At 30.0% G+C, this 26,641-nt stretch carries 29 protein-coding genes and 1 other RNA gene; 24 read left to right on the forward strand and 6 right to left on the reverse strand.

What is annotated here, in order from left to right; all coding sequences use genetic code 11:
• The 4 genes from L21TH_RS02025 to rnpB form a co-directional block, all read left to right on the forward strand.
• Positions 1 to 699, forward strand: a 699-nt coding sequence (locus tag L21TH_RS02025) for a tRNA (adenine(22)-N(1))-methyltransferase (protein WP_205617947.1), incomplete at its 5' end; no start/stop codon positions are given.
• A gap of 23 nt (positions 700 to 722) precedes the next feature.
• On the forward strand, positions 723 to 1,799 hold the full coding sequence (locus tag L21TH_RS02030) for a Nif3-like dinuclear metal center hexameric protein (protein ID WP_205617948.1): 1,077 nt from the start codon (positions 723 to 725) through the stop codon (positions 1,797 to 1,799).
• Positions 1,800 to 1,838: 39 nt separating this feature from the next.
• Positions 1,839 to 2,558, forward strand: coding sequence for a zinc ribbon domain-containing protein (locus L21TH_RS02035; RefSeq protein WP_006307869.1), 720 nt, complete (start codon positions 1,839 to 1,841; stop codon positions 2,556 to 2,558).
• 162 nt (positions 2,559 to 2,720) lie between these two features.
• An RNA gene (rnpB, locus tag L21TH_RS13660) (RNase P RNA component class A) lies at positions 2,721 to 3,066 on the forward strand.
• A gap of 56 nt (positions 3,067 to 3,122) precedes the next feature.
• Here the strand turns inward: rnpB and L21TH_RS02040 are convergent.
• Entirely contained in the window at positions 3,123 to 3,605 is a 483-nt protein-coding gene (locus tag L21TH_RS02040; protein WP_006307871.1) for a TspO/MBR family protein, read from the reverse strand.
• A gap of 236 nt (positions 3,606 to 3,841) precedes the next feature.
• Between L21TH_RS02040 and L21TH_RS02045 the strand changes: the two genes are divergently transcribed.
• The 3 genes from L21TH_RS02045 to L21TH_RS02055 all read left to right on the forward strand — a co-directional run bounded on the left by L21TH_RS02045 (position 3,842) and on the right by L21TH_RS02055 (position 6,735).
• Complete coding sequence (locus L21TH_RS02045; RefSeq protein WP_006307873.1) at positions 3,842 to 4,717, forward strand: hypothetical protein; 876 nt, start codon at positions 3,842 to 3,844, stop codon at positions 4,715 to 4,717.
• Positions 4,718 to 4,900: 183 nt separating this feature from the next.
• Complete coding sequence (locus L21TH_RS02050) at positions 4,901 to 5,338, forward strand: MarR family winged helix-turn-helix transcriptional regulator (RefSeq protein ID WP_006307876.1); 438 nt, start codon at positions 4,901 to 4,903, stop codon at positions 5,336 to 5,338.
• A gap of 20 nt (positions 5,339 to 5,358) precedes the next feature.
• Entirely contained in the window at positions 5,359 to 6,735 is a 1,377-nt protein-coding gene (locus tag L21TH_RS02055) for an MATE family efflux transporter (protein WP_006307878.1), read from the forward strand.
• A 38-nt stretch (positions 6,736 to 6,773) separates the two neighbouring features.
• Here the strand turns inward: L21TH_RS02055 and L21TH_RS02060 are convergent, their stop codons facing one another.
• The 3 genes from L21TH_RS02060 to L21TH_RS02070 all read right to left on the reverse strand — a co-directional run bounded on the left by L21TH_RS02060 (position 6,774) and on the right by L21TH_RS02070 (position 10,340).
• Entirely contained in the window at positions 6,774 to 8,711 is a 1,938-nt protein-coding gene (locus tag L21TH_RS02060; RefSeq protein ID WP_006307884.1) for a PTS sugar transporter subunit IIABC, read from the reverse strand.
• A gap of 250 nt (positions 8,712 to 8,961) precedes the next feature.
• The gene (locus tag L21TH_RS02065) at positions 8,962 to 9,798 is read right to left on the reverse strand and encodes a BglG family transcription antiterminator (protein ID WP_006307885.1); all 837 of its coding nucleotides are present in this window, start codon (positions 9,796 to 9,798) and stop codon (positions 8,962 to 8,964) included.
• A 107-nt stretch (positions 9,799 to 9,905) separates the two neighbouring features.
• The gene (locus L21TH_RS02070) at positions 9,906 to 10,340 is read right to left on the reverse strand and encodes a Fur family transcriptional regulator (RefSeq protein WP_006307886.1); all 435 of its coding nucleotides are present in this window, start codon (positions 10,338 to 10,340) and stop codon (positions 9,906 to 9,908) included.
• Positions 10,341 to 10,524: 184 nt separating this feature from the next.
• On the opposite strand from L21TH_RS02070, the gene L21TH_RS02075 reads away from it, so the two are divergent.
• From L21TH_RS02075 to L21TH_RS02095, 6 genes are all read left to right on the forward strand, one after another.
• Positions 10,525 to 11,412 (forward strand): metal ABC transporter solute-binding protein, Zn/Mn family, encoded by an 888-nt coding sequence (locus tag L21TH_RS02075; protein ID WP_006307887.1) that lies wholly within the window; start codon positions 10,525 to 10,527, stop codon positions 11,410 to 11,412.
• A gap of 11 nt (positions 11,413 to 11,423) precedes the next feature.
• Positions 11,424 to 12,182 carry a metal ABC transporter ATP-binding protein gene (locus L21TH_RS02080; protein ID WP_006307888.1) on the forward strand — a complete coding sequence of 253 codons (759 nt, stop codon included), beginning with the start codon at positions 11,424 to 11,426 and terminating at the stop codon, positions 12,180 to 12,182.
• Positions 12,175 to 12,990 (forward strand): metal ABC transporter permease, encoded by an 816-nt coding sequence (locus tag L21TH_RS02085; RefSeq protein WP_006307890.1) that lies wholly within the window; start codon positions 12,175 to 12,177, stop codon positions 12,988 to 12,990. The genes L21TH_RS02080 and L21TH_RS02085 overlap by 8 nt, the downstream gene beginning before the upstream one ends.
• A 40-nt stretch (positions 12,991 to 13,030) precedes the next feature.
• Positions 13,031 to 13,504: a DNA-deoxyinosine glycosylase gene (locus L21TH_RS02090; RefSeq protein ID WP_278244284.1), complete on the forward strand. Its 474-nt coding sequence runs from the start codon at positions 13,031 to 13,033 to the stop codon at positions 13,502 to 13,504.
• 214 nt (positions 13,505 to 13,718) lie between these two features.
• A complete protein-coding gene (locus L21TH_RS14895; protein WP_006307894.1) occupies positions 13,719 to 13,970 on the forward strand; it encodes a hypothetical protein in 252 nt (83 codons plus the stop codon).
• 8 nt (positions 13,971 to 13,978) lie between these two features.
• Complete coding sequence (locus L21TH_RS02095; RefSeq protein ID WP_006307895.1) at positions 13,979 to 15,445, forward strand: Na+/H+ antiporter NhaC family protein; 1,467 nt, start codon at positions 13,979 to 13,981, stop codon at positions 15,443 to 15,445.
• A 31-nt stretch (positions 15,446 to 15,476) separates the two neighbouring features.
• Here L21TH_RS02095 and L21TH_RS02100 read toward each other — a convergent pair whose 3' ends face one another.
• On the reverse strand, positions 15,477 to 16,379 hold the full coding sequence (locus L21TH_RS02100) for a phosphoglycerate dehydrogenase (protein WP_006307896.1): 903 nt from the start codon (positions 16,377 to 16,379) through the stop codon (positions 15,477 to 15,479).
• Positions 16,380 to 16,599: 220 nt separating this feature from the next.
• On the opposite strand from L21TH_RS02100, the gene spoIIAA reads away from it, so the two are divergent.
• The 11 genes from spoIIAA to L21TH_RS02150 all read left to right on the forward strand — a co-directional run bounded on the left by spoIIAA (position 16,600) and on the right by L21TH_RS02150 (position 23,386).
• Entirely contained in the window at positions 16,600 to 16,935 is a 336-nt protein-coding gene (spoIIAA, locus tag L21TH_RS02105; protein WP_006307898.1) for an anti-sigma F factor antagonist, read from the forward strand.
• Positions 16,936 to 16,951: 16 nt separating this feature from the next.
• A complete protein-coding gene (gene spoIIAB / locus L21TH_RS02110; protein WP_006307900.1) occupies positions 16,952 to 17,389 on the forward strand; it encodes an anti-sigma F factor in 438 nt (145 codons plus the stop codon).
• 5 nt (positions 17,390 to 17,394) lie between these two features.
• The gene (gene sigF, locus L21TH_RS02115) at positions 17,395 to 18,159 is read left to right on the forward strand and encodes an RNA polymerase sporulation sigma factor SigF (protein WP_006307906.1); all 765 of its coding nucleotides are present in this window, start codon (positions 17,395 to 17,397) and stop codon (positions 18,157 to 18,159) included.
• Positions 18,160 to 18,242: 83 nt separating this feature from the next.
• Positions 18,243 to 18,401 carry a hypothetical protein gene (locus L21TH_RS14190; protein ID WP_006307908.1) on the forward strand — a complete coding sequence of 53 codons (159 nt, stop codon included), beginning with the start codon at positions 18,243 to 18,245 and terminating at the stop codon, positions 18,399 to 18,401.
• Positions 18,398 to 19,027 carry a stage V sporulation protein AA gene (locus L21TH_RS02120; RefSeq protein ID WP_006307910.1) on the forward strand — a complete coding sequence of 210 codons (630 nt, stop codon included), beginning with the start codon at positions 18,398 to 18,400 and terminating at the stop codon, positions 19,025 to 19,027. Before L21TH_RS14190 ends, L21TH_RS02120 begins: the two co-directional genes overlap by 4 nt.
• Positions 19,028 to 19,039: 12 nt before the next feature.
• Positions 19,040 to 19,462 (forward strand): stage V sporulation protein AB, encoded by a 423-nt coding sequence (locus L21TH_RS02125; RefSeq protein WP_006307912.1) that lies wholly within the window; start codon positions 19,040 to 19,042, stop codon positions 19,460 to 19,462.
• A gap of 27 nt (positions 19,463 to 19,489) precedes the next feature.
• Complete coding sequence (gene spoVAC / locus L21TH_RS02130) at positions 19,490 to 19,942, forward strand: stage V sporulation protein AC (RefSeq protein ID WP_278244283.1); 453 nt, start codon at positions 19,490 to 19,492, stop codon at positions 19,940 to 19,942.
• A 12-nt stretch (positions 19,943 to 19,954) separates the two neighbouring features.
• Positions 19,955 to 20,974, forward strand: a complete 1,020-nt coding sequence (spoVAD, locus tag L21TH_RS02135) for a stage V sporulation protein AD (protein ID WP_006307914.1) — start codon at positions 19,955 to 19,957, stop codon at positions 20,972 to 20,974.
• 10 nt (positions 20,975 to 20,984) lie between these two features.
• A complete protein-coding gene (gene spoVAE, locus L21TH_RS02140; protein ID WP_006307915.1) occupies positions 20,985 to 21,341 on the forward strand; it encodes a stage V sporulation protein AE in 357 nt (118 codons plus the stop codon).
• A gap of 17 nt (positions 21,342 to 21,358) precedes the next feature.
• Positions 21,359 to 21,916, forward strand: a complete 558-nt coding sequence (spoVAEA, locus tag L21TH_RS02145) for a stage V sporulation protein SpoVABEA (RefSeq protein WP_006307917.1) — start codon at positions 21,359 to 21,361, stop codon at positions 21,914 to 21,916.
• A gap of 3 nt (positions 21,917 to 21,919) precedes the next feature.
• Positions 21,920 to 23,386: a spore germination protein gene (locus tag L21TH_RS02150; RefSeq protein WP_006307918.1), complete on the forward strand. Its 1,467-nt coding sequence runs from the start codon at positions 21,920 to 21,922 to the stop codon at positions 23,384 to 23,386.
• A 44-nt stretch (positions 23,387 to 23,430) separates the two neighbouring features.
• On the opposite strand, the gene L21TH_RS02155 is transcribed toward L21TH_RS02150, so the two are convergent.
• A complete protein-coding gene (locus L21TH_RS02155) occupies positions 23,431 to 26,472 on the reverse strand; it encodes a penicillin-binding protein 1A (protein ID WP_006307919.1) in 3,042 nt (1,013 codons plus the stop codon).
• Between the last annotated feature and the right edge of the window lie 169 nt (positions 26,473 to 26,641).

Genomic DNA, 26,641 nt, shown 5'->3' on the forward strand with positions numbered 1-26,641 from the left:
AGTAAATATATGAACCTAACACCACGGCTTAAAGCAATTGCAAGTTATGTAAAAGAAGGTTCAACAGTAGCCGATATTGGAACAGACCATGGTTATGTACCAGTTTTTTTAATAGAAAATAAAATCGCTAGTAGTGCCATAGCGGCTGATGTAAATGAAGGACCGCTGAACAATGCTGAAGCTTATATTGAAGAAAAGGAATTAAGTGATAAAATTGAAACTAGACTAGGAGATGGATTAAAAGCTTTAAAGCCTAATGAAGTCGATACAGTTATAATAGCTGGTATGGGAGGCACATTGATAGCTAATATTTTAAAGGAATCTAAGGAAGTTGCCGATAAAATAGATAGATTTATTTTACAGCCGATGGTGGCTTCAGATGAATTAAGGAAATATCTTTACAACAATAATTATAAAATTGTAGATGAAAAATTAATTAGAGAAGGAAAAAGAATCTACGAAATAATATGTGCAGAACATGGTGCTGAAGAAGTTGAAGATGAAATATACTATGACATAGGTGAAAAATTGATAGAAAAAAATGATGAATTGTTAAAGGATTTTATTGAAATGAAAATGAATAAGTTAAGTAATATTATTAAAAATCTTGAAAATGCATCTTCTACACAGGGAAAAAAGAAATATGAAAAATTAAATAGAAAATATAATCAATATAAGGAGTTGATTGATAGTATATGATGGTAAAAAACATAATCAAACAAATGTATAAACTAGCTCCCCCATATCTTATAGATAGTTGGGACAATAGTGGCTTACAAATAGGTAGAGAAAATAAGGAAGTAAAAACAATATTATTAGCACTAGATTTAACTCCTAATGTCATCAAACAAGCTGTGTCTAACAATGTAAATATGATTATAACTCATCATCCAATGCTTTTTAAAAAGATAGGAAGCATAACCACAAATGATGTTAAAGGGAAAATGATTTATGATATAATTAATAATGACATGGTAGTTTTTAGTGCACACACTAATTTAGATGTATGTGAAAATGGAGTTAATGATGTACTAGCACAAAAACTAGGTTTATTAAATACTGAAGTGTTAAGAAAGTCATATGAAGAGAAGTTGTATAAATTAACTGTATATGTACCTAAGGGGCATGCCGATAAAGTAAGAAGAGCTATAACTGAAGCTGGTGGAGGATGGATAGGAAACTATAGTCACTGTACATATAATCTAAATGGTATAGGTACTTTTATGGCTAGAGAAAATACTAACCCATTTATTGGAGAACAAAATAGGATAGAGGAAGTAGAAGAGATAAGAATAGAAACTATAGTAAAGCATAGTATTTTAGACACAGTTATTAATGCTATGATAGATGCACACCCATATGAAGAAGTAGCTTATGATGTTTATCCACTTATTAATAGGGGTATAGAATATGGGTACGGAAGAGTAGGAAATCTAGAAAAGGAAACAGACCTGAAAACGTTTGTTGAATTAGTGAAAACTGAATTTAAGTGTGATAGTGTAAGAATATATGGAGATTTAAATAAGAAAATTAAAAGAGTTGCTGTATGTGGGGGAAGCGGAGGTGATTTTATAGCTGATGCTAAAAGAAAAAGAGCTGATGTATATATTACAGCAGATATAAAATATCATGATGCACAACTAATGCAGGAATTAGACATAGCATTGATTGATGCAAATCATTATGATACAGAAAAAGTGATTCTTCCATATTTAAAAGAATATTTACAGAATAATTTAGATAGTAAAGTCAAAATATTGATTTCTGATGACAATAGTGCTCCTTTCACTGTAAAATAAATATGACTGCTTTGTTTGAATGCTTTGAGGAGGTCTAATATGAGCCAACTTAAATTATTATGGGAGTTACAAAGTTATGTTGTGGAATTAAATGACTTAACAAATAAGCTTGAAACTTTAAATAAAAAAGAAGAGATTAAGCAAATTGAGATAAAATTGAATGAAAAAGAATATGACCTTGTTAATAAAAAAACTCAGCTTGAAGTTGATGAGGTAAAAATCCAACGATATGAGCAAAAGTTGAAGCAATTAGCATTTAATAAAGAAGAAATTGACCAAAAACTATATAGCGGACAAATAACTAACATAAAGCAGTTAGAACAAATGGAAAAAGAAAGCAAAGATATAAAAGAAAACATGAAAAATTTAGAAAATGAAATGTTAGATATTATGGAAGAAGTAGATAATTTAGAAAAAGAAATAAATATTTTAGAAAAAGAGTATAATGAATTATCTGAAGAAATTGAAGATGCAAAAAATAAGAATCAGGAATTGATTAGCTCAGTAAAAGAAGGAATTAAAGTTAAGAAAAATAAAATAGAAGAAATTCAAAAAGAAATAGATGAAGATTTATTAAATAAATTTAATCAATTAAAGCAGAAAAAAAGGAAAGCGGTGGTTGAAGTTGTAGGGGATAGATGTACAGGATGTCATATGAACATACCAACATCAATATTATCTAAAATAAAAAGTTCAGATAAAATTATGTACTGTGACAACTGTGGAAGAATATTATATTATAATAAGGAGAAGTCTTAATAACGAACATATATCTATTAGCAATAATAGAATAATTATATAAACATTGAGTAATAATAAATGTAAATACTGTAGGATAATAATGGATTATTTACCAATATACATTGTTTGACATTAGTGCTATTATGTTATAAAATATAAAAGTCGTCAAAAATAAATAAACGAGTAAGTCAGATGGTCGCATGTCTGATGGCATGAGGAAAGTCCGAGCTCCATAGGGCAGGATGCTGGGTAATACCCAGTGGGGGCGACCCCAAGGATAGTGCAACAGAAATATACCGCCTGTCTTTATGACAGGTAAGGGTGGAAAGGTGAGGTAAGAGCTCACCAGCAACTAGGCGACTAGTTGGCTCTGTAAACCCCATCCGGAGCAAGACCAAGTTAGGGACATAAAAGGTGGCGGCCCGTCACTGTCCCGTATGGTAGGTCGCTTGAGCCTATTGGCAACAATAGGCCTAGATAGATGACCATTTTGATACAGAACTCGGCTTACAGACTTGCTCGTTACGGAATAGAATTAATAAAAAGCACTATGGATTTTCCATAGTGCTTTTTTTAGTGCATCTATCTATTCATTAACCAAACTGATAAATTCAATAAAGAAGCAAAACTAACCCAAATAACATATGGGATTAATAAATAACCTGAAATTTTATCAAGTTTAAAGAAACTTTTAGTTGTAGCTATGATTAAAATGAGAAGTACTATTATTTCTAAAAAAGCAAGTCCTCTTAAAGCTAATCCAAAGAATATTATACTCCATAAAAAGTTAAAGAATAATTGTATACCGTATAATCTCAATGATTTTTTAACTTGTGGTAACATCCAAATTCGATAGCTTGCTATTCCCATTAATATGTATAGAATTGTCCATACAGGTGCAAAGATTCCTGCAGGCGGTGCAAAGAAAGGTTTATTAAGTGTTTCAAAGGTTTGATAACCGTCACGAACTAAATATGAGCTTAAAAAACCAACTAAAAGTGGAATCGCTATTGCAATAATTAAAGCTAAATAGTTCTTTTTACCATTCACTTTAAATAATTTCATAAATTCGCCCCCAAACTAATTTCTATTAAATTATTATTCAAGTATAGCAGTGTTTAGACTATTGCTTTTACCATATGTCTATTTATATTTATATTACCCCAAAGTCAGTAGCTAAAACCAAAGTGAAGTAATAGGTTTAATTTATTTTTTTAATTAACATTTTTATAATAATCTGTACATGTTTTTCATATATATCTAAATATGAGAACTTTGTACAATTTTAAGGGGGCAGAGATATGGCAGTATTAAAATGCAGATTTAACAAGTTTATAGTTTTAGAGTATGACAGTAATGGTAGGATGATAAAGAGATATATAACAGTATCTAATACATATCCTGTATTTCTAAAATTAAAAGAAGATTTAGAACATGGAATAAGAATTCCTTATGATATAAAAAAGAGAAAGCGTGGAGAAAGTTTTTATGAATATATTGAAGAAGTTACTAGGAATTTAATTAAGTATAATAAAGGAATATATCAAGATTATGTTGATGATGAAAGCAAGCATAGAGTTCTTAAAAAATTTTCTGATTCAAACTTAGAACAAATAATTTATAATGGTTTTAAATTACTTTTTCTTAAATCTAGTGAAGACCTTATTTTTTTAAACTATATACCTAAAACATTGAGTTATAATCCATTGTCTGACTATATTATCGCTGGATTTACTGAACATAGACATTATCATATATACGACTTTGATATGTTCGGACAAACTATGAAGGTTATAAATACTTACGATGCTTTTATGGAGTATTCAAAAATAAATAATTTCAAAGCTAATTTAAAGATGAATGAACCATTTTTTAGTAGTTTTGATTTTGCTGTTTCGCAAGGATGGAGTATAGTACCTGATAAGACATCGAATTATTGCGAAGAAGAAAAGTATTTAGACGAAGACCTACCACCACTTCCTTTTGCTAGATTTCATTATTACAGAATTTTTGATAAGCTAATAGTTAATAGATATGAAAAATATAAAGATACCGAAGAAATTGATGATGTTTTTGAAAGGTTGTCACAATCTCCAAGTGGTAGTTGTGCATTTTGTGGAGCACCTGTTAGAGAAGGTGATATTTTATGTAGTATGTGTGCTAATAATATAGATTGATTAACATACCTATATAAACTATGAAGTTACACCCATAAGTCTAGGGCAAAAAGAAATATGTGCTAGAGTAAAAGCTGTGTTTAATTATTAATAATAGAATAGAATTAAAAAAATAGTTGCAGTTGCAACTATTTTTTAATATAATATTAGTTGCAATCGCAACTAATATAGAGGTGAGGCTTTATGAATAGAAAGGATTCAATAGGAAGATGGTTAGCTATTATCAATGGCTGTTTAAAATCATATGTATCAAAACAGCTTGAACCTTATAATTTAGGTAGTGGACAGTTTCATTATATTTTATTGCTATATAAACATGATGGCATAACTCAAGAAGAAATGACAAAGTATACTAATAAAGATAAAGGAACCACAGCTAGAGCCATTAAAAAATTAGAAAGGGAAGGATATGTTACTAGAAAGGTAAACCCTGAAGATAAAAGGTCATATAAGATATATCTGACTCAAAAGGTAATTAATATGAAACCAATAATCTTTAATGTGCTTGATAAGTCTATTGAGTTACTAGAACAAGGATTATCAAATGAAGAAAAGGATATGTTGTTAATTGTATTAAAGAAAATGGCTAAAAATGCAGTAAAGAATATGAAAGAAAATTGACATGAAGGGAGAATAATGCAATGAATCAAAGAAGTTATATGCTAGAGAATGAGAAAATAAGTAAATTATTATTAAAGCTATCATTGCCTGCTACAATAGGGATGATTGTAAATGCTTTATATAACATTATTGATACCATATTTATTGGTAAAGGTGTTGGCGCATTAGCTATAGGTGGATTGACCATAGCCTTTCCCATTCAGATGGTAATTATGGCATTTGCACTTATGATAGGAATAGGAGCAGCTTCTGCTGTATCAAGAAGTCTTGGAGCAAAGGATGTAGAAAAAGCTGATTATATTGCTGGTAATGCATTTTTAGCTATATTTATATTAAGTGCTCTTACTGTAGTTTTAGGATACATTTATTTAGAACCAATGCTTAGATTATTTGGTGCTACTGATACATTGTTACCATATGCAAAGGATTATATGTCAATAATTCTTATGGGGAATATTTTCTTTTCATTTGTAATGGCAGCAAATAATCTTGTAAGAGCTGAAGGTAATGCTAAAGATTCAATGAATATTATGCTTATAGGTACAGGATTAAATATAGTATTAGACCCAATATTCATATTTGGATTTAAGCTAGGTATTAAAGGTGCTGCACTTGCAACTATACTTTCTCAATTTATTTCATTTATATATATAATTAATTACTTATATGGAGGAAAGAGCTCATTAAAGGTTAAGTTACATCATTTAAAGCCTAAGTTTGATATTTTAAAAGAAATATTCACAGTAGGATTTGCTTCCTTTGCTAGAAATATGGCTGGAAGTATTTTAGCAATAGTAGTAAATAATTCATTAAGAATATATGGTGGAGATATTGCTATATCAATATTAGGTATAGTGAATAGAGTTATTATGTTTTTATATTTACCTTTATTTGGAGTAGTACAGGGAATGCAGCCTATAGTTGGTTTCAATTATGGTGCTAAAAAATATGATAGAGTAAAAGAAGTTGTTAAAATGTCTATATTAACAACAGTTGTATTGGCTACATTTGGTTTTTTAGTAGGAGAATTATTCCCAGGGTTTATTCTTAAGTTATTCAGTAATGAAAATGAAATAATAACTGAAGGAATTCTAGTTTTACGAATTATAATCAGTATGTCACCGATAATTGGAGTACAAATAATAGGAGCTGCTTTATTCCAAGCACTTGGAAAGGCATTACCATCGTTAATTTTAACTTTACTTAGACAGGTTATTTTATTGATACCGTTAATAATAATTTTACCTAAGATAATGGATAACTCAATATTAGGTGTATGGCTATCTTATCCTATATCAGATTTATTATCTACTATAGTAACTGTAGTATTACTAAAAAAAGAGATGGATAATATTCTAGTTACATCTAGTGATAATAACATACAACCTGATTATTAATAAAAGCACTATGCGTGACGCATAGTGCTTTTAATTACTTATTTTTGAATTTTTAATAAATCTTCTCCAGATTTTATTTTACCTTTTTTAATTACATTTAACCCTTTAATTTCAGCTGTATTAGTTATTACAATAGGAGTTATAACAGATTTAGCTTTTTTCTTGATTAAATCAATATCAAATTCAATTAATTTATCTCCACATTTTACTGTGTCTCCTTGAGAGATAAATGATTTAAAACCTTCTCCATTCATTTTTACAGTATCAATACCTATGTGGATAAGTATTTCTATACCATTGTCAGTAACTATTCCGATAGCATGTTTAGTATTAAATATTTGAGCGATTTTACCATCAACTGGTGAGTAAACAACTCCCTCTGATGGATTAATAGCTATACCGTCACCTATAAGTTTTTGAGCAAATGTTTCATCTGGTACTTGAGACATTTCTATCACTTCACCAGTTAAAGGTGATTTGATGATAGTAGAGTTATTATCAACTGTATTATTTGCTGTACTTTGAGTAAGCATAAGTTTTTTGATTTCTTCTTTTAATTGTTCAGATTCAGTACCAAAGATAATTTGGAAGTTACCTCCACCAGCATCTAATATACCAGCTGAACCTAATTGTTTTAATCTGTCTTTATTAACTAGTGATGAATCTTGAACTGAAAGTCTTAGTCTTGTTATACATGCATCTAGATTTTCAATATTGTTTGCTCCACCAAGTGCCTTTAATACTTCAATGGCCTTTTCTGATGAGGATACTTCTATAGTTTCTTCTGAGTCATTATCTTCTCTACCTGGAGTTTTGATATCTAATATTTTTATTAGCCAGTAGAAAACTACAAAGTATAATGCAAATATAGCTGGTCCTACTATAGTAAATAAATAGATACTATTCTTTTGGTTAAAGAATCCAACTACATAGTCTATAAGTGAAGCTGAGAATGTATATCCAAGATGTATATCAAAGTAGCTTGTTAATAGTCCAGATAAAAATGCTGCAAGAACATGGAATACATATAAAATAGGTGCAACGAAAATAAATGAGAACTCAATTGGTTCAGTGATACCTGTAATAATTGATGTTAATGCAGCTGAAAGCATAATACCAGCTACAGCTTTTTTCTTTTTACTATTTGCCCTTAAGTACATAGCTAGTGTTGCAGCTGGAAGACCGAATAACATAATAGGGAATTCAGAAGCCATAAATCTACCAGCTGTAGGGTCACCAGCAAAATATCTAGCAGTTTCCCCATGTAAAACCTGTCCAGATTTAGTTACAAATTCTCCAAATTCATAAAGGAATGGAGGATAGTAAACATGGTGTAATCCTACAGGGATAAGTAATCTTTTACCTGCTGCATAGAATGCAGGTCCAAGACTAGAGTTCATTATACTTGTACCAAATGCATTTATTTGGTCTTGGATTGGAGGCCATATAAAGCCAAATAATATACCAACTACTAATGATGCAGCAGCTGTAATTATAGGAACTAATCTTTTACCAGAGAAGAATCCTAATACAGGATGAAGTTTTGTTTGGAAGTATTTTTTATAAAGTCTAGCTGATAATAGACCTATTACAATACCTCCAAAAACCCCTGTGTTAATTGCCATTTCAAGACCTCTTAAATCAGCAACGACATTAATAACATTAGTCATAGTAAAGTAACCTACAACTGCTGCAAGTCCTGCAACTCCTTCACCAGAAGCAAATCCTATAGCAACTCCAATAGCAAAAACAACTGGTAATTGTTCAAAGATAGCTAAACCTCCACTAAAAATCACTTGACCAAAACCATGTACGAATTGATTTGTTATTTCACCTGATGCATTTTCTGTAAAGTTTTGAAGCAGCCTTCCAAGAGCTACTAATAGACCAGCAGCAGGAAGAACTGAAACTGGCATCATTAGTGATTTACCTATTTGTTGTAAAGTAGCAAATATTTTGTTCTTATTGTTACTCATTTTATTACCTCCTTAAGAATATACTAATTTGTTTTGTTAAAGTAATACCCTCGAGAGTATTTAAAGATTACAAATAATTAAATAACCTCTAATTAATATCCAATAATTTTGTAGCTACAAATTATATATAAAAAAGACATGAGCTAAGGAAAGGGTACAAGTATACACTTATACCAATAATAAGTGTATACCATACCCCCTATGCCTTAGCTCATGCCTGATCGAATCAGTAACACGCTAAGTTATTTATCTATTTTAGTGGGTATTTTTTGAGTTTATGTAAATGTAGTGCTATATATCCTATTTCATCATCAGGAACTTTTATACGTAAATCATTTTCAATAATTTTAGAAATATCGTAAGCGATTTTGTATTCATATTTAAATTCATCTTTAACCTTTTGTAATAGAACATTTTCTATACATTTACCTTCATTAAGTCTATTTAGTACTCCTTTTAAGTGCATTACAAATCTAATATAGTCAAATGAGCCTTTACTCAAATCAATTTGTAATTTCCTTTGTGTATAATCAATAATTTTACTTACTATTTTAGAATTTTTAAAAGCATCTCTTTTAACTTTATTTTTTCTTGCACCATATATATGAAAGGTTATAAAACCAATTTCTGCATCAGGAATTTTTATGTTTAGATTTTCGCGTAAAATGTTTACAGCTTTTTCAGCTAGTTTATATTCTTGAGGGTATAGAAGTTTCGTTTCAAATAGAAAAGGATTAACTATTTCAATACCCTCTTCTAATCTCTTAATCGCAAAGTTAATATGGTCTATTAATCCAATGTGTATATGGGGGTTAAGGTTTTCTTTAAGCTCTTTTGAAACCATTGAGATAATTCTTTCTGTTAATTCTAATATTTTGGGATCTACTTTAGATAAAAGGTTTTCATATTCTATCAAATTAAAATCATCTAATGAGATGAATATTTTTTCAATGTTATCGGAATCTTTCAATATCATATTTTTCTTTTTTCCAAAGCCTATCCCTTTACCTAATAAAACGTAATTTTTATCTTCTTTATTAGCCAGCACTACATTGTTACTTAATGGCTTTATTATTTTATATTCCATAATTTAAATTCCCCCATGAGAATGCTTTCACATGAAATAGCTGTTACGAAAATTGATTTTACTAAATAATAAATAAATTGTCAATACTAAATTATATGTTAATAATTTTACAATTTATTTTTGTGCTTACAGTCCTTACAGTAACCATATAATTCAATTTTATGTTGAGTTAAATCAAAACCTTTCTCTTCGGCAAAAGCTTTTAAGTCATCAAAAGGGCAGAAAGGTATAACTTCAGTTTTGCCACAACATTTACAAATAATATGATGATGATGTTCATCTAATGAAACTAAACTAAATAAAGAGTAATCGTCATTTATAGTGATTTTATGGACAAAGTCTAATGAATTCAGAATATCTAAATTTCTATATATGGTAGAAAGATTTACTTTAGAATTTTTTATTTTGACTTTATTAAATAGTTTTTCAGCTGATATAAAATGGTCCTGATAGTCAATTAAGACTTCCAAAATAGCTTTTCTTTGAGAAGTAATTTTGTATCCGTTTTCTTTAAGTTTTTTTTGTAATTCTTCAATACTCATATAAAACCACTCCTATTTGGATATAATTATATATTAATTCGACTAATTGTTCAATTAAATTAAGTTTTACATGGGTAGGTATTTGATAGTAAAAAAGTAAATAGCCTTGACTTTTACATAAAAAAGGTATATGTTATAAATGTAAATGCAAATCATTTGCAATTACTTATAGGGAGGGAAGGCTATGAAGTTTATTAAGTATATCTTAGCTGGTATAACTTTATTCATAGTAATAAGTTTTATAGGGTGTACAGTAGATACAGTTGATAATTCTAAAGAAGATAAATTAACAGTAGCTGTTGCAATAGTTCCTGAAGAAGAATTTGTTAAGGCTGTCGCAGGTGATTTGGTAGATATTGTAACTATGATTCCACCAGGTAATAGTCCTGCTAATTATAAACCTTCACCAAGGGAAATCGAAAAATTCTCTAGAGCATCTATATATTTTTCTATGGGGGTTCCTACAGAAGAAGCAAATATAATACCTAAGGCTAAAGTATTTAATAAAAACTTAAAAATAGTCTCTTTAGCAGAAAAAGTCGGAGTAGTTTATCCCCATAGATATTTTGACAATAATACTACTGGGAGAAGAGACCCTCACATTTGGTTATCTCCAAAAAGAGTTAAAGTGATGATTGAAGTAATTAGAGATGAGTTAAGTGAATTAGACCCTAAAAATAAAAGTATTTATTTTAAAAATGCTTCAAAATACATAAACAAGTTAGATACTATCGATGAAGAAATTAAGGCAACATTTAAAGAAGTGAATAATAAATCGTTTATAGTTTATCATCCATCATTTGGGTATTTTGCTGAAGATTATGGCTTAGAAATGGTTGCAATCGAGAAGTCAGGTAAAAAAGCAACTGCTAAAGAAGTACAAAGGGTTGTTGAACTAGCTAAAGAAAAAGGAATAAAAGTAATCTTTTATCAAGCTGAGTTTGATAACGAACAAGCTGAAATTATTGCAAATGAGATAGATGGAAAGGTGATTGAGGTAGCACCTTTAGCTCCAAATTATATAGAAAACTTAAAAGTTATAACAGATACCTTTAAGCAAGCATTAAAATAGGGGGAGTCAGTATGTACGATATAGAAGTTAAAAATGTTAGTATATTTTATGATTCGGTATGTGCTTTGAAGGACATTAATTTTAAAGTAAAGAGAAAACAATTTTTAGGGATTATAGGACCTAATGGTGGCGGAAAAACAACTCTTTTGAAATTGCTACTAGGCATAATTAAACCTAGTAGTGGTACTGTAAAAATTAGAGATGGTAGAAGTATAGGATATGTTCCACAGTTTAGTAGCTTTGACAAAAAGTTTCCTATAAAAGTTTTAGATGTAGTTCTAATGGGATTATTGCCTAATAAGGTTAGATTGTTTCATCGATTTTCGAAAAAGGATATAAAAAAAGTAGAACAGGTTATGGAGGAATTAGGTATATTGGAATTTAAAGATAGACAGATAGGGAAGCTTTCAGGGGGACAGCTTCAAAAAGTACTAATTGCTAGGGCTTTAGTTACAGAGCCTAATATTTTACTATTAGATGAACCTACAGCTAGTATAGATGCTAATGCTAAAACTGAAATATATAAATTACTAAAGAAATTAAATGAAGAAAAAACTATAATTTTAGTCAGTCATGATATAGGTATTATTTCATCATATATTGACAGTATTGCATGTTTAAACAAAACTTTATATTATCATGATGAAAATAATTCACGTTTAGATAATGAAACTTTAAAAAAAACCTATGGTTGTCCAATAGACTTAATAACCCATGGAACTACTCCCCATAGAGTACTTAAATTTCATGAGGAGGATGAAAATGATTAGTTCACTGTTTAGTTATACGTACATGAGAAATGCTTTTTTGGCAGCAGTTATGACCAGTATTGTTTGTGGCATTATTGGGACTATCATAGTAGAAAAAAGATTAGTAATGATGAGTGGAGGTATTGCCCATACATCATTTGGTGGTATAGGTATGGGATATTTTTTAGGGATTGAGCCGATAATAGGAGCTCTTATTTTTTCAATTATTGCAGCATTTAGTATTGCTGGAATAAGGAGACGTACTAATACTAATTCTGATTCATTAATTGGTATGTTTTGGGCTATTGGTATGGCACTTGGTATAATGTTTATAGCTTTTACTCCAGGATATCCTCCAGATATGACATCATACTTGTTTGGGGATATTTTAACTGTATCTAATTTTTCAATAAAATTGATGGGAATTGTAGATGTTATTGTAGTTATAACTATAGTGTCATTGTTTAACTATTGGAAGGCATATTTGTTTGATGACCAATTTACAAAGGTTTTAGGAATTCCAACTTTATTTCTTGAAAATTTTCTTTTTATTTTAATTGCTTTAACAATAGTCGTATTAATTAAAGTTGTAGGAATTATATTAGTTATTGCGCTTTTAACCATTCCACCAGCGATAGCTAAATTTTTTACATATAACTTAAAAAAAAAGATTTTATTATCAATAGGAGTGGGAATGATATTAAGTGTATTAGGTTTGTTTATATCATATCAATTTAATATAGCGTCAGGAGCAACTATTATACTATTAAATGGTGCTGCATATTTTACAGTGCTAATTTTAAATAGATTTAAAAGTACAAAGCACTAGATACAATGGAGGTGGTTAAATTATAACTTCATTTGAACCAATAGTAGATGAAAAAGCTAAACTTATAATATTAGGTTCAATGCCTGGAGTTGAATCACTAAGGCAGAATCAATATTATGCACACAAAAGAAATCAGTTTTGGGATATTATATATGGTGTTTTTGACGAAGAAAAGGAGGAGAAATATTCTGATAGGGTAAAATTTTTAAATAAGAAAAATATAGCACTATGGGATGTAATAAAACAATGTGAGAGAGAAGGAAGTCTTGATGCAAATATTAGGAATGAGGAAATGAATAATCTAAAAGACTTTTTTAATAAATATACTAATATACAATATGTTTTATTTAATGGAACTACTGCAAAGAGACTGTTTAAAAAATATATTGGATTTAATGTACCTACAATAACTAATTATTATCAGTTGCCTTCTACTAGTCCAGCTAATACAAGACCATTTAAAGAAAAATTACAAAAGTGGATGATAATAAAAGAATTATTGTGCAATATTTAACTTTAAGCAGCTAATATAGTTGCTTTTTTTGTTATACAAAATCAAATTCAGAAAAATAGGAAAATTACAAAAATTAAAAGGGATTTTTATTTACTTATAGAATAAATATTAAATAAGCAACTAGTAAGGAGGTGGAAATAAGAATAATAAGAATAAGAGTTATTAAAGCAAAATGTAAAAAAAGAAAGGGGTTATAACAAAAGGAGGTTTTTATGTGAAAAAAGGCAAAATATCGTCTATCGCTTTAGTTGTTATTTTGATTATAGTTTTTGCTTTAGCAGCTTATGCAGGAGCAACAAAAACTGATGATTCTAGTTTTGGTTGGGTATCATTATTACCACCGGTTTTAGCTATTGTATTAGCATTTTTAACAAAGCAAGTATTATTGTCACTTTTCCTAGGTATTTTTATTGGTGCTATGATGTTAAATGGAGGTAATCCATTTTATGGATTCTTAAGAACTTAGATGAATTTATGCTAGGGTCAGCTGCTGATTCATGGAATGCAGCTATATTGATTTTTACTCTGAGTATAGGTGGTATGGTCGGTGTTATTGGAAAAATGGGAGGTACTAAAGCAATAGCTGAAGCACTTGCTAAAAAAGCCAAAACAGCTAGAAGTGCTCAGATAGCAACATGGATTTTAGGATTATGTGTGTTTTTTGATGATTATGCTAATACTTTAATTGTTGGACCTACGATGAGACCATTAACAGATAAATTGAAAGTTTCAAGGGAAAAACTAGCTTATATTGTTGACTCAACAGCTGCACCTGTGGTAGGTATGGCCTTGGTATCAACTTGGATAGGATATGAGATTGGACTTATAAAGAATGCATACGAAAGTATAGGAATTGATGCAAATATTTATGGAGTATTTATTAAGACCATTCCTTATAGATTTTATAGTATATTTGCACTTATTTTAGTTTTAGTATTAGCCATATCAAGAAAAGAATTTGGTCCTATGTATGATGCAGAAAAGAGAGCAAGGTTAACAGGTAAAGTATTAGGTGAAGATGCAAAGCCAATGGCTAGTGATGAGATTACAAAAATGGAGTTAAAAGAAGGCACAGAGTTAAGAGCATCAAATGCAATTGTTCCGATTCTAACTTTAATTGTAGTATCCTTTATAGGGCTTTGGTATAATGGATACAATGCAGCTATAGCAGATGGACTAAATATTAAATGGTATACTTGGGTTGGTATTAGAGAAAGTTTCGGTTATGCTGATGCTAGTGTTGTTTTAATATGGGGCGCAGTAGTAGCAAGTATAGTAGCTATAACAATGGCTGTATCTCAAAAAATATTATCTTTGGGTGAAGCCTTTGATTCATGGGTAGAAGGAGCTAAATCTTTATTAATCACTTGTATGATACTAGTATTGGCTTGGTCTTTAGGAAGTGTAACGGATGGAGTTGGAACTGCAGATTTTTTAGTAGGTGTAGTATCTGAAAGCATTCCAGGTGGATTTTTACCAATACTTGTATTTGTTATATCTTGTTTAGTGGCATTTTCAACAGGAACTTCTTGGGGTACTATGGCAATTGTTATACCGTTAGCTGTACCTTTAGCTAATAGTTATGTAGTAGCTGGAGCTGCTGAGCCTTCATTAATAATCGCTACATTAAGTTCAGTGTTAACTGGTTCAATATTTGGAGATCATTGTTCACCAATATCAGATACAACTATTATGTCATCTATGGCTTCGGCATCAGATCATATAGACCACGTAAAAACACAAGTACCTTATGCTTTAACTGGAGCTGTATTAGCAATATTAGGTTATATTATAGTTGGATTATCGGGATTAGGAACTATACCTGCTTTACTTATTTCATTAGTAGGTGGAGTTATATTAATTATAGTTATAGTTCAAGTATTAGGTAAGAGTGTTGCAGAGGAAGATTTATTAGAAGCTGAAAAGAAAACTGTAGAGTAAAGAAAGGGCCATCGATTAATCGATGGCCTTTTTAATATCCTTTTTCTAGATTAACTACATTTAAGAGTTTTTCACCATTTATATATCTTTTCATGTTTTCATATATTAGATTAAATCTTCTTTCATTTCTCATTTCAGATACCCATGAATTATGAGGCGTAATTATTACATTATCTAGCTCCCATAAAGGACTATCAGGACTTAAAGGTTCATTTTCAAATACATCTAGAGCAGCTCCTTTTATTTTACCATTCTTTAAATACTTAATTAAATGTCTTTCGTTAATAATATTTCCTCTAGCAACATTAATGATATATACGTTATTTTTCATTTCTTTAAAAATTTCTTCGTTTAATAAATGATGAGTTTTTGAGGTATATGGTATGGATACTACTATGATATCACATAAAGATACCATGTATTTGAAATCATTGACTCCATAACATTTATCAAAATATTCAACATCTCTTCCAGAAGTATTAAGTCCAATGAGTTTTGCATCAAATCCCTGTAGTCTCTTAGCTGATTCTTTGGCTATACTTCCTGTACCTATAAATCCAATAGTTTTCCCAAAAATCTCCAAGACAGAAGTATCTAATTTCCACTTTTTTTTCTGTTGTTTTTTATAAAACTTATTGCTATTTTTAGCTAGTTCTAATATTTTTAATACAACCCATTCGCCAATTGGAATACTATAACCACCTTTATTATTGGTGAGTATGATATCGTTTTCTTTTATATGTTTTATTGGTGCTTGGTCTATACCTATACTTGAAAGTTGTATCCATTTTAAATTTTTAAGTTTAGAAATATCTAAATTGTTAAAAGGATTATAACATACAAGGATATCAATATCTTTTATAGATTCACAATTAGTTATTTCTTTTTCATGAATATAAATTAGCTTATAACCTAATTTTTTAATTTTATTCATTTTTTCTTTTCCGTAATTGTATGTAAATAGTGCTTTGATATAAATCCCTCCTTAAGGAATTGATTTACTTTATTATACCAAAAAATAGCTTGTTAATAAAAAAATAATAAATGATTAAATTTTACTATATGTTACAAAAGAAAACATTTTTCATTGAAGGTAAAAAATGCATTAATGGAGAATAGAAGATAAGTAATAAAATTTCAAGGGGGGGATAATAGTGCAATTAAATTTCAAAGTAATAGATAAAACTCTAGTAATAAGTTTTAATGGAGAATTAGACCACCATATGGCAGATGAAGTAAGAACTAAAATTGATAGCTACTATGTCGAGAAATCATTAAAGAACATTGTTTTTGACCTCAAAGGACTAAATTTTATGGATAGTGCAGGTATAGGATTGATAATGGGAAGATATAAAATTGCTTCACAAAATGGTGGAAAGATATATTTAATAAATGCAAGTTCTAGAGTGAAAAAAATACTTAATATGTCAGGCATGATGAAAATTGTTAAAATATATGATAGTTTAAATGATGCTTTAGATAACTTATAAAAGGAGTGTTTTTAGAATGTTTAATAACAATATGAAGTTAGAGATTCCAAGCAAATCACAAAATGAGGCTTTTGCTAGAGTTGTAGTTGCATCTTTTGCTTCACAGCTAGACCCCACTATTGAAGAATTAGCTGATGTTAAGACGGCAGTATCAGAAGCAGTTACTAATTCTATAATACATGGATATGAAAATACAACTGGGACAATAATTATAGAATGTAAAATAGAAGATGCTCAACTAGAGATAGTAGTTAAAGATGAAGGTAAAGGAATAGATGATATTAATAAAGCTATGGAGCCTTTATATACTTCAAAACCTGAATTAGAAAGGTCAGGGATGGGATTTACTGTGATGGAAAGTTTTATGGATGAGCTTGAAGTAGAATCTGAAATAGGAAAAGGCACTAGAGTTAAGATGGTAAAGAAATTTAGAAGTTTTTCAGCTGAGGAGTAGATATTATGAATGTAAATTCAGCTAAAAATACATCACATGATTTACTTAGTCATGAAGAGACTATGGAGTTAATTAAGAGAGCACAGAATGGAGATGAAGATGCTCAAAGTATTATAGTTGAGCATAACATAGGTTTAGTTAGAAGTGTATTGAAAAAATTTAGTAATAGAGGATATGATTCTGAAGATTTATTTCAGTTAGGTTGTATAGGTTTAATTAAGGCTATACAGAAATTTGATACATCTTATAAAGTAAGATTTTCTACATATGCAGTACCTATGATTATAGGTGAGATAAAAAGGTTTTTAAGAGATGACGGGATTATTAAGGTTAGTAGGTCGTTAAAACAAACTGCCAATAAAGCTAAAATGACAAAAGAATCGCTGACTAAAAAATTAGGAAGAGAACCGACTATAGAGGAAATTGCCGAGGAAATAAATATAGATAAAGAAGACATAATTATGGCATTAGATTCAAATCATCATCCAGAATATTTGTATGATGTAATTCATCAAAATGATGGTTCGCCTATATTTCTAATTGATAAAGTAAGTGAAGAAGAGCAAAATATTGGAATATTAGATAAGATTACATTAAAAGAAACTATAAACAAGTTAGAACCTAGAGATAGACAAATAATAATATTAAGATATTTTAAAGATAAAACACAGACAGAAGTGGCTAAAATGCTGGGAATATCACAGGTTCAAGTATCACGGATAGAAAAAAAGGTTCTTAATAATATGAAAAAGATGTTATCTAAGGCATAATATAGTATGCCTTATTTTTTTTTGTATTAAAAAATCATAGAAGCAAATAATATTAACATAACAACTAATGGAGTTGATTTACTATGATGAAAAAAATATTTAAAGTAACTATATATGTTATTTTAATTATAGCTACTATTGCAATAGGTGTAGTTATTTATTCTAGTAACAAATCAACTAAAGAAAAGCCTAAAAGAGCTAAACTAGTAAAAGTGGCTTATCAGCATGAGATAATGAGGTGATAAAAATATCAAAAGAACAGCTTTATATACAAGTAGAACCTAAAATTGATACTAAGTCTGGTAAAATACTAAAAATAAGAGATTTAGCTTCAGTAATTTGTCAGGATAAAAGTATTAAAGAATCTGTACTTAATATAGAAATAATTTATGTACCTGAAAATGTGAAAAGTAAAGTTGTGTTTATATTAGATATAATAGAAAAGATACAAGAAAAACATGATAATGTTAAGATAAATGTTTTTGGAAATCCAGAGATACTTATAAACATAGAAGATGATAAGAAATCCTATAATATATTTCAATATTTAAAAATCCTACTTATTTGTATAATCTTATCAGTTGGAGCTGCATTAGCAATTATATATTTTCACAGAGATGTTAATATGGAAGAAGTACATAAAGCTATATATTATTTAATAGTAGGTAAAACTAATGAAAGACCATTAATTCTACAAATTCCATATTCTATAGGCCTTGGCATAGGTATGGCTACTTTTTTTAACCATATATCTAAAAAGAAATGGAAAAAAGAACCTAGTCCTTTAGATATAGAAATGTATATGTATAACAAAAACATTAATGAATATGTACTAGATAAAACAAAGCATATAAAACAACGCAAATAAGTGGTGATATAAGTGTTAAAGTCTATAGTTTTAATTATTATTGGGATTTCAGGAGGAATAGTTGTAGGCAATGCATTAGCATCGTTTATAACTCTTCTTGATATCATACCTAGGCTTGCTCAGTTGACTAATTCTCAAAAGTCAATTTCTTTATATACAAAGGTAATGATTATATCAGTAGTTTTAATAGCGTTAATGACTTTTCTAAACTTTAGTATAAAGTTAAATACATTTTTTTTAATTCCTATTGGTTTAACAATGGGGGCTTATATAGGCTTATTAGCAGCAGCATTAGCTGAGGTTGTAAACGTTATACCGGTTTTAGTAAATAGATTAAATATTCAAGATTATGTATATTATGTACTCATTGCTCTATCTGTTGGTAAAGTAGTTGGTTCATTATTACAATGGTTAATATTATTTAATGTAAATTAAATCAAGTAATAAAATAAAAAATTAGGAGTGATTAAATTGAATAATATAAACAAAAAAGATTATGAAAAATACGTAAATAAAAAAGTTCCTAAACCTAATTATATTAAAAATTGTATATGGGCCTTTCTAGTAGGTGGGCTTATTTGTACTTTTGGTCAATTAATTACAAATACAGTTAAAAATTATGGTTTAGATGAGAAAAGTGTATCAGCTGCTACTGCAATTATTTTAGTAACGTTAGGGGCATTTTTTACTGGTATAGGTGTATATGATAAGTTAGGAAAGAGGGCAGGAGCAGGTTCTATAGTACCGATAACTGGTTTTGCAAATTCAATTGTATCTCCAGCTATGGAGTATAAAAGAGAGGGCTTTGTGTTTGGAGTAGCTGCTAAAATGTTTTCAATAGCAGGGCCAGTTTTAGTATATGGTTATGGTTCATCGATACTTGTAGGTATTATATATCTATTACTAAAGAAATAAGGGGGTATAAACTTGGCTAAGAAAAAATTAGGCAAACAAACAGTAGTCTTTGATAATCCCCCTTCAATTATTTCTACAGCTTCTATTGTAGGACCTAAAGAAGGGCAAGGACCATTGAAGGATTATTTTGATATGGTTTTAGATGATGATTTATGGGGACAAGGAACGTGGGAAAAGTGTGAAAGTAAAATGCAACAAGAGGCAGTTAAGATGGCAATTAGAAATGGAGATTTGAAAGAATCCGATATTGAATATTTATTTGCTGGTGATTTGCTGAATCAGATTATTTCATCGTCATACGCAGCTAGGCAGTTGCAAATGCCATATTTCGGTCTGTATGGAGCGTGTTCAACAATGACACTGTCATTAAGTTTAGGCTCTATAACAATTGATGGTGGATATGGTGATAAAGTAGTATGTGTTACTTCAAGCCATTTCAGTACTGCTGAAAGACAATATAGGTTTCCACTAGAGCTAGGAAATCAAAGGCCTCCAACATCACAGTGGACAGTAACAGGGGCAGGTGCAGCTGTTTTATCTGCTAATGGAAATGGACCTTATATAACCCATGTAACAACTGGCAAAATAGTTGACCCTGGGGTAAAAGATGTAAATAATATGGGGGCTGCAATGGCACCAGCAGCAGCTGACACTATTGTACAGCATTTTAAAGATACAGGTTTTACTATAGAAGATTATGACTTAATTATTACTGGAGATTTGGCTGCGATAGGAAAAGAAATAGCACAAGATTTAATGATTGAACAAGGGTATGATGTATCAAGTATTTATACAGATTGTGGAATAAAAATATTTGATAACGAAAAACAAGATACTCATGCAGGAGGCAGTGGATGTGGTTGTTCTGCAACAGTATTCTGCGGATATTTATATAAAGAGTTACAAAAAGGAACATTTAATCGAATATTGCTTGTATCAACAGGAGCACTTCATTCTCCAACTAGTGCCCTGCAAGGAGAGTCAATCCCTGGTATTGCCCACGCTGTATCTATAAGCAATAAGATAAGTTAGGAGGATTTTAATGGACTATTTAAGAGCGTTTTTAGTAGGTGGAGCTATTTGTGTAATAGGGCAAATATTAATGGATACCACAAAATTAACTCCTGCTCACGTATTAGTTTCATTTGTTACATCAGGTGTAGTTTTAACTGCTATTGGGATATACGAGCCTATAGTTGAATTAGGAAAGGCTGGAGCTACAGTGCCTTTACCAGGTTTTGGGTATGCCTTAGCTAAAGGGGTAATAGAAGCTGTTGATAAAGATGGAATTATAGGTGTATTTACAGGAGGCATTACTGCTACAGCTGGTGGAGTAGCTGCAGCTGTTTTTTTCGGTTATATAATGGCATTATTATCTAATCCTAAGTCAAAAAGTTAAAAGAAAGAGGTTGGTTTATGTCAAAAAAAAGGAAAATTATATTAGTAACTGATGGCGATAATGTAGCGAGAAGAGCTGTAGAAGTTGCAGCTAAAAATATTGGAGGTAGATGTATATCTAGGTCAGGTGGAAATCCAACGCCTATTACTGGAGAAAAGATAGTAGATTTTATAAAGCAAGCTAAGTATGACCCAGTAGTAATAATGGTAGATGACGTAGGTGATGAAGGTTTTGGAAAAGGTGAAAAAGCTTTAAATGAGATTCTTTTATGTGATGATGTTGAGATTTTAGGAATTGTAGCAGTAGCATCTAATACTAAAGATGTAAATGGAATTAAGGTTGATTTTTCAGTAACTGCAGATGGTAAGGTTGTAAAAAAAGCAGTTGATAAAGATGGAGTAGAAACAGATGATAACATTTTATATGGAGATACGGTAGATATTATTAATAGTTATAATATACCCTTAGTTGTAGGGATTGGTGATATTGGCAAAATGAATGGTAAAGATGATATTAGTAAAGGAGCACCAATAGTAACAAAGGCACTTAAAGAAATATTAAATAGGAGCGAATAAAAAATGAAAGTTAGTAGCAAATTTCAAGAGAATATAGAATATCTATCGAATAAATTGGGACTAGAAGAAAGTTTTGATGTTATAAAGAAGGACATAGTGATAGGTGGAAAGAAATCAGCTATTTTCTTTATAGATGGCTTTGTTAAAGATGAAGTGATGATATGGATTTTATCAATATTGCAGCAAGTAGATAGAGACGAGATTGTTCCAAATACATTAAATAAACTGTTAAATAAGAACATACCTTATATAGAATGTGACTATACTGACAATATGGACGATGTTGAATTTGCAATAATGTCAGGTTCAGTTGCTTTATTTGTTGAAGGGGTTAATGAATGTATTATTATTGATGCTAGAACTTACCCTGCTAGAGGACCTGAAGAACCTGATTTAGAAAGAGTAACTAGAGGTCCAAGGGATGGATTTGTTGAAACTATAGTTTTTAATACAGCTTTAATTAGAAGAAGAATAAGAGACCCTAATCTTAGATTTGAAATGTTTAAAGTAGGAGATAGGTCACAAACTGATGTTGTGGTTAGTTACATAAAAGACATAACAAATACAGATTTAATAAATAGTATTAAAAAGAAATTACAAGAAATAAAGACTGATTCATTGCTTATGGGAGAGAAGAGTTTAGAAGAGTTTATTTTAGGGAGAAGTTGGAACCCATTTCCACAGGCTAAGTTTACTGAGCGTCCTGATGTGGCAGCAGCTCATTTATTAGAAGGTCATATTGTAGTTATGGTAGACACTACACCTAGTGTAATGATTTTACCAGTTACATTATTTCACTTTACGCAGCATGCTGAAGATTATTACAATAATCCAACTGTTGGTACTTATATGAGGTGGGTTAGGTTTTTAGCTATAACTATATCTTATGTATTGTCGGCATTGTGGTTACTATTGGTCTTTAATAAGGAGTATTTACCACATGCACTAAAGTTTATAGGGCCAGAAAAGACAGGAGAAATACCATTGCTTATACAATTTATTGTGTTAGAAATAGGACTTGATTTTCTTCGTATAGCTTCTATACATACACCTAATGCTTTAACTACTTCACTAGGTATTATTGGAGCGTTATTATTAAGTGATTTTGCTGTTAAAGTAGGATGGTTTATACCAGAAACAGTTCTGTATGGAGCAATAGTAGGTATAGGAATGTTTGCAACACCTAGTATAGAATTTTCTTTAGCTATTAGGATATTTAGATTGATTCTTATAATACTAACCGGTATATTTGACATTTATGGTTTTACAATAGGAATACTATTATTTGTTATTGTATTATTTAGAACAAAATCCTTTGGAGGTATAAACTATTTATGGCCGTTAATTCCATTTAATTGGAAGGCATTAAATACTGTATTAATGAGAAAGCCTATTCCGGAGGTTAGACTAAGGCCAGATTTTTTAAGAGTCAAGGATAATGATACATCGCCACCAAATGAGAATGCATAAAGAAAGAGACCTTTTATATATAAAAGGTCTCTTTCTTTGGATTGTTAATTTGTATTATTGTCTATATTTGATGAATCATCCTCTTGAGTATTAGAATCTATGTTGTCTTCATTTAAATCTTGATTAGTATCTTCATTATTATTAAAGAAATTATTGTACCAATCACTCATCCAGTTTCCTATGCCTTCATCTTTTTCTTCTGTTTCTTCTGGTTTAGTGTGTATATCACAATACTCTGTAGGTACTGTATATTGATAATCTCTAGGAACATAACCATTATGTTCATCTGGAGCATAAGGAGGATTTCTACGTATAAACACACGTTTTTCTATAAGTTCCGGAGGACAGAATTCATTTGCTAATTTACCAGTTGTCGTATCTATTTCTGCTTCTACATGTGTATCACAGTAGTCTATAGGTTCTGTACCCTTTATAAATAACTCTGTCCTAGTTGTACTTCCTCTTGGGTCTTGTTTACACAATTCAGTAGCTCGTTTACCTGATTCAGTACATATATTTACTCTTACAAGACCATCTGGCTCAACAAAGTTTTTAGGTTCTAGTCCCTTATGGACTTCTTTCATTATATCACTCCAAAATTCAGCTGCTTTGCTACTACCTGTTGAAAGTTTAAGTTTTGCATTGTCATTACCTATCCAAACACCGGCAGCATAATATGGAGTATATCCAACAAACCAAATATCACCTTTATTTTGAGTAGTACCTGTTTTTCCTGCAACAGGTATTTTCGTGTTATTTGCACCATCTATCATTGCTCTACGGCCTAAACCACTACTAACTGTGCTTTCTAATATATCTGACATAACATATGCAACTTGAGGAGTAACAACACTATTTTTTGTAGGTTTTTTTTCTAATATTACTCTTCCATCACCATCTATTACTTTAGTGAAGGATATAGGCTCTACATAAATTCCATTGTTAGCAATAGCACCGTAAGCAGCTGTCATTTCTAATGGAGTTAAACCGTGAGTCATACCACCTAAAGAAAGTGAAGCGATAGTTTCATCGTTAACTCTTCTATTTTCACTTCTTGTAACAAAACTGTCGCTTTCAGGTTTTTCTTCATTAATAATACCTAATCTTGTCAAATATTCTATTGAGGTGTCTATACCTATATTTTCTAATACTTTTACAGCTGCAACATTAATAGAATATTCTACTGCTTCTCTTAATGTTGTTAATCCCCAGTACTTATAAGTTTGATAGTCATACCAGTTTTTTGGCCATCTGTTACCATTATTATCATAATGGGGAATATCATCAATGATACTTGCTGCGGTGAATCCATTATCAAGAGCAGGTAAGTACACAGCTAATGGTTTTATTGAAGAACCGGGCTGTCTTTGTGCACTTGTTGCTCTGTTAAAAGTTCTACTACCTTCAATATTTCTTCCTCCAACTAAAGCTTTTATTTCACCTGTTCTATAGTCAATAATAACAGATGCAGATTGTGGTTGAACTATACCATTATAATCAAAAGGAAAATATTTAGGATTTATTAAAAGATTTTGGTTTTTATCAATTCTATAAAAATCCTTATTCTCTTTTAAGAAATTACTACTTATAATTATTTTTCCTTTACTATATTTTACGTCTTTAGTGCCATACATATCTTTTAATGCTAAAGACCCAACTGTATGGGTAACCAAGTTTTTCTTTTCATTTATTGAGTAGTAATCAACTATATCAATTGTTTTAGGATAAATATTAAATTTCTTATTATTAATTAACAGGCTACCATTATCTAATAATGAATAAGTCCCTTTTTCAATTATTAAATTATAGTTTTTATCGAATAGATTAGCTTTTTTATAGTAGATTATATTTCCATAATGGTCAACAAGATTATCATATTTATCTAAACAGCCTTTGCTACCACTACTAGTTCTATAAAATCTTCCCCATTGTTCTAAAACAGGTTTTTTTAGTTTAGATGTGTCTCCAAATAAAACTTCTGTAAAATTATCATAGATATTTTCTAGTTTATACTGAATGTCCATATCTATTGTAGAATAGATTTTAAGACCACCAGTATATAATAGCTTTCTAGCTTCATCATCGGTATATTGACCTGTTTTAACAAGTTCTTTTATTACCTGTTGTTTTACAAAATCTGTAAAGTAAGAAGATATACTTGACATTTTTTTCTCACCTGGATTAATGGCAGCTCTCATATCTTCATTTATTGCTTGGTTATATTCTTCTTCTGTGATAAATCCAAGCTCTTTCATTCTACGTAGAACAAGTTTTTGACGATTTTTAGCATCATGATTGAATACAACTGCATATTCATTGCCTGCTACATTAATATAGCCTAAAATATCTTCTTTAGGTATAGAATCAGTTTTGTCTACAGGAAACTTATTGAATACTGCATATTTAGTAATACCCTTTGCTGCACCTGCAATCATTGCACTTTCAGCTATAGTTAATTCGCTTACATCCTTTGAGAAATAAGTGTGTGCAGCTGCTTGAACTCCACATGAACCTTGACCAAGCTCAATTGTATTTAAATATGCTTCAAGAATTTGGTCTTTAGTTAGATGTTTTTCAAGTTGTATTGCAAGATATGCTTCCTTTATTTTTCTTTCTAATTTCTTTTCTTTAGTAAGATATAAGTTCTTTACTAGCTGTTGAGTAATAGTACTACCGCCCTCTTTAGCTGTACCAGCTTTGATATTTTCAATTAAAGCACCTATAATTCTTTTAGGGTCTATTCCGATATGTGTTCTAAATCTTTGGTCTTCTATTGCGATAAAAGCATTCTCTAAATGGTCTGGAATTTTATCTAATGTAACTATTTCTCTATATTCCTGTGCATGAACCTTTTCTATCACATTACCATTAGCGTCCAATATTTCAGAACTTTCATTTAAAAGTGTGGTAATTTTAGTTGGATCAATTTTTGGTGCGTTTTTTACCGTTGCTAAAACTAAACCTCCAGTTGCTCCGGCTACTATAAATATTGTTAAAAGAAAAATAACTAGTAGTAATCTAGATATACTTAATTTTTTCTTGTTATTTTTGGTTCTTTTGCTTCTACTTCTATTACTTTGTGACATGTTTATACCTCCTTGTGAAGGACATATTAATAAAAATTATTAATTTATATGATTGCTAAATAACATCATTTAATTATATCATAAAAACGTATGTTTGTTAATTGGTTACCTTTTAAGCCAGAGATTTCGCATCTAATTTCCAGTAAAAACTTTACTTTCCCTTAATTTG

This window comes from Caldisalinibacter kiritimatiensis (genome assembly GCF_000387765.1).
Taxonomy (GTDB): Bacteria; Bacillota; Clostridia; order Tissierellales; family Caldisalinibacteraceae; genus Caldisalinibacter; species Caldisalinibacter kiritimatiensis.

What these genes read in the sequence shown, in the direction of transcription:
- L21TH_RS02155 (WP_006307919.1), bottom strand. Translation starts at nt 26,472, where the DNA reads ATGTCACAAAGTAATAGAAGTAGAAGCAAAAGAACCAAAAATAACAAG.
- L21TH_RS02055 (WP_006307878.1), top strand. Translation starts at nt 5,359, where the DNA reads ATGAATCAAAGAAGTTATATGCTAGAGAATGAGAAAATAAGTAAATTA.
- L21TH_RS02040 (WP_006307871.1), bottom strand. Translation starts at nt 3,605, where the DNA reads ATGAAATTATTTAAAGTGAATGGTAAAAAGAACTATTTAGCTTTAATT.
- L21TH_RS02150 (WP_006307918.1), top strand. Translation starts at nt 21,920, where the DNA reads ATGAAAGTTAGTAGCAAATTTCAAGAGAATATAGAATATCTATCGAAT.
- L21TH_RS02080 (WP_006307888.1), top strand. Translation starts at nt 11,424, where the DNA reads ATGTACGATATAGAAGTTAAAAATGTTAGTATATTTTATGATTCGGTA.
- L21TH_RS02065 (WP_006307885.1), bottom strand. Translation starts at nt 9,798, where the DNA reads ATGGAATATAAAATAATAAAGCCATTAAGTAACAATGTAGTGCTGGCT.
- L21TH_RS02075 (WP_006307887.1), top strand. Translation starts at nt 10,525, where the DNA reads ATGAAGTTTATTAAGTATATCTTAGCTGGTATAACTTTATTCATAGTA.
- L21TH_RS02060 (WP_006307884.1), bottom strand. Translation starts at nt 8,711, where the DNA reads ATGAGTAACAATAAGAACAAAATATTTGCTACTTTACAACAAATAGGT.
- spoIIAB (WP_006307900.1), top strand. Translation starts at nt 16,952, where the DNA reads ATGTTTAATAACAATATGAAGTTAGAGATTCCAAGCAAATCACAAAAT.
- spoVAE (WP_006307915.1), top strand. Translation starts at nt 20,985, where the DNA reads ATGGACTATTTAAGAGCGTTTTTAGTAGGTGGAGCTATTTGTGTAATA.
- sigF (WP_006307906.1), top strand. Translation starts at nt 17,395, where the DNA reads ATGAATGTAAATTCAGCTAAAAATACATCACATGATTTACTTAGTCAT.
- L21TH_RS14190 (WP_006307908.1), top strand. Translation starts at nt 18,243, where the DNA reads ATGATGAAAAAAATATTTAAAGTAACTATATATGTTATTTTAATTATA.
- L21TH_RS02085 (WP_006307890.1), top strand. Translation starts at nt 12,175, where the DNA reads ATGATTAGTTCACTGTTTAGTTATACGTACATGAGAAATGCTTTTTTG.
- L21TH_RS02035 (WP_006307869.1), top strand. Translation starts at nt 1,839, where the DNA reads ATGAGCCAACTTAAATTATTATGGGAGTTACAAAGTTATGTTGTGGAA.
- L21TH_RS02030 (WP_205617948.1), top strand. Translation starts at nt 723, where the DNA reads ATGTATAAACTAGCTCCCCCATATCTTATAGATAGTTGGGACAATAGT.
- L21TH_RS02095 (WP_006307895.1), top strand. Translation starts at nt 13,979, where the DNA reads ATGCTAGGGTCAGCTGCTGATTCATGGAATGCAGCTATATTGATTTTT.
- L21TH_RS02070 (WP_006307886.1), bottom strand. Translation starts at nt 10,340, where the DNA reads ATGAGTATTGAAGAATTACAAAAAAAACTTAAAGAAAACGGATACAAA.
- L21TH_RS02050 (WP_006307876.1), top strand. Translation starts at nt 4,901, where the DNA reads ATGAATAGAAAGGATTCAATAGGAAGATGGTTAGCTATTATCAATGGC.
- spoVAEA (WP_006307917.1), top strand. Translation starts at nt 21,359, where the DNA reads ATGTCAAAAAAAAGGAAAATTATATTAGTAACTGATGGCGATAATGTA.
- L21TH_RS02100 (WP_006307896.1), bottom strand. Translation starts at nt 16,379, where the DNA reads ATGAATAAAATTAAAAAATTAGGTTATAAGCTAATTTATATTCATGAA.
- L21TH_RS02045 (WP_006307873.1), top strand. Translation starts at nt 3,842, where the DNA reads ATGGCAGTATTAAAATGCAGATTTAACAAGTTTATAGTTTTAGAGTAT.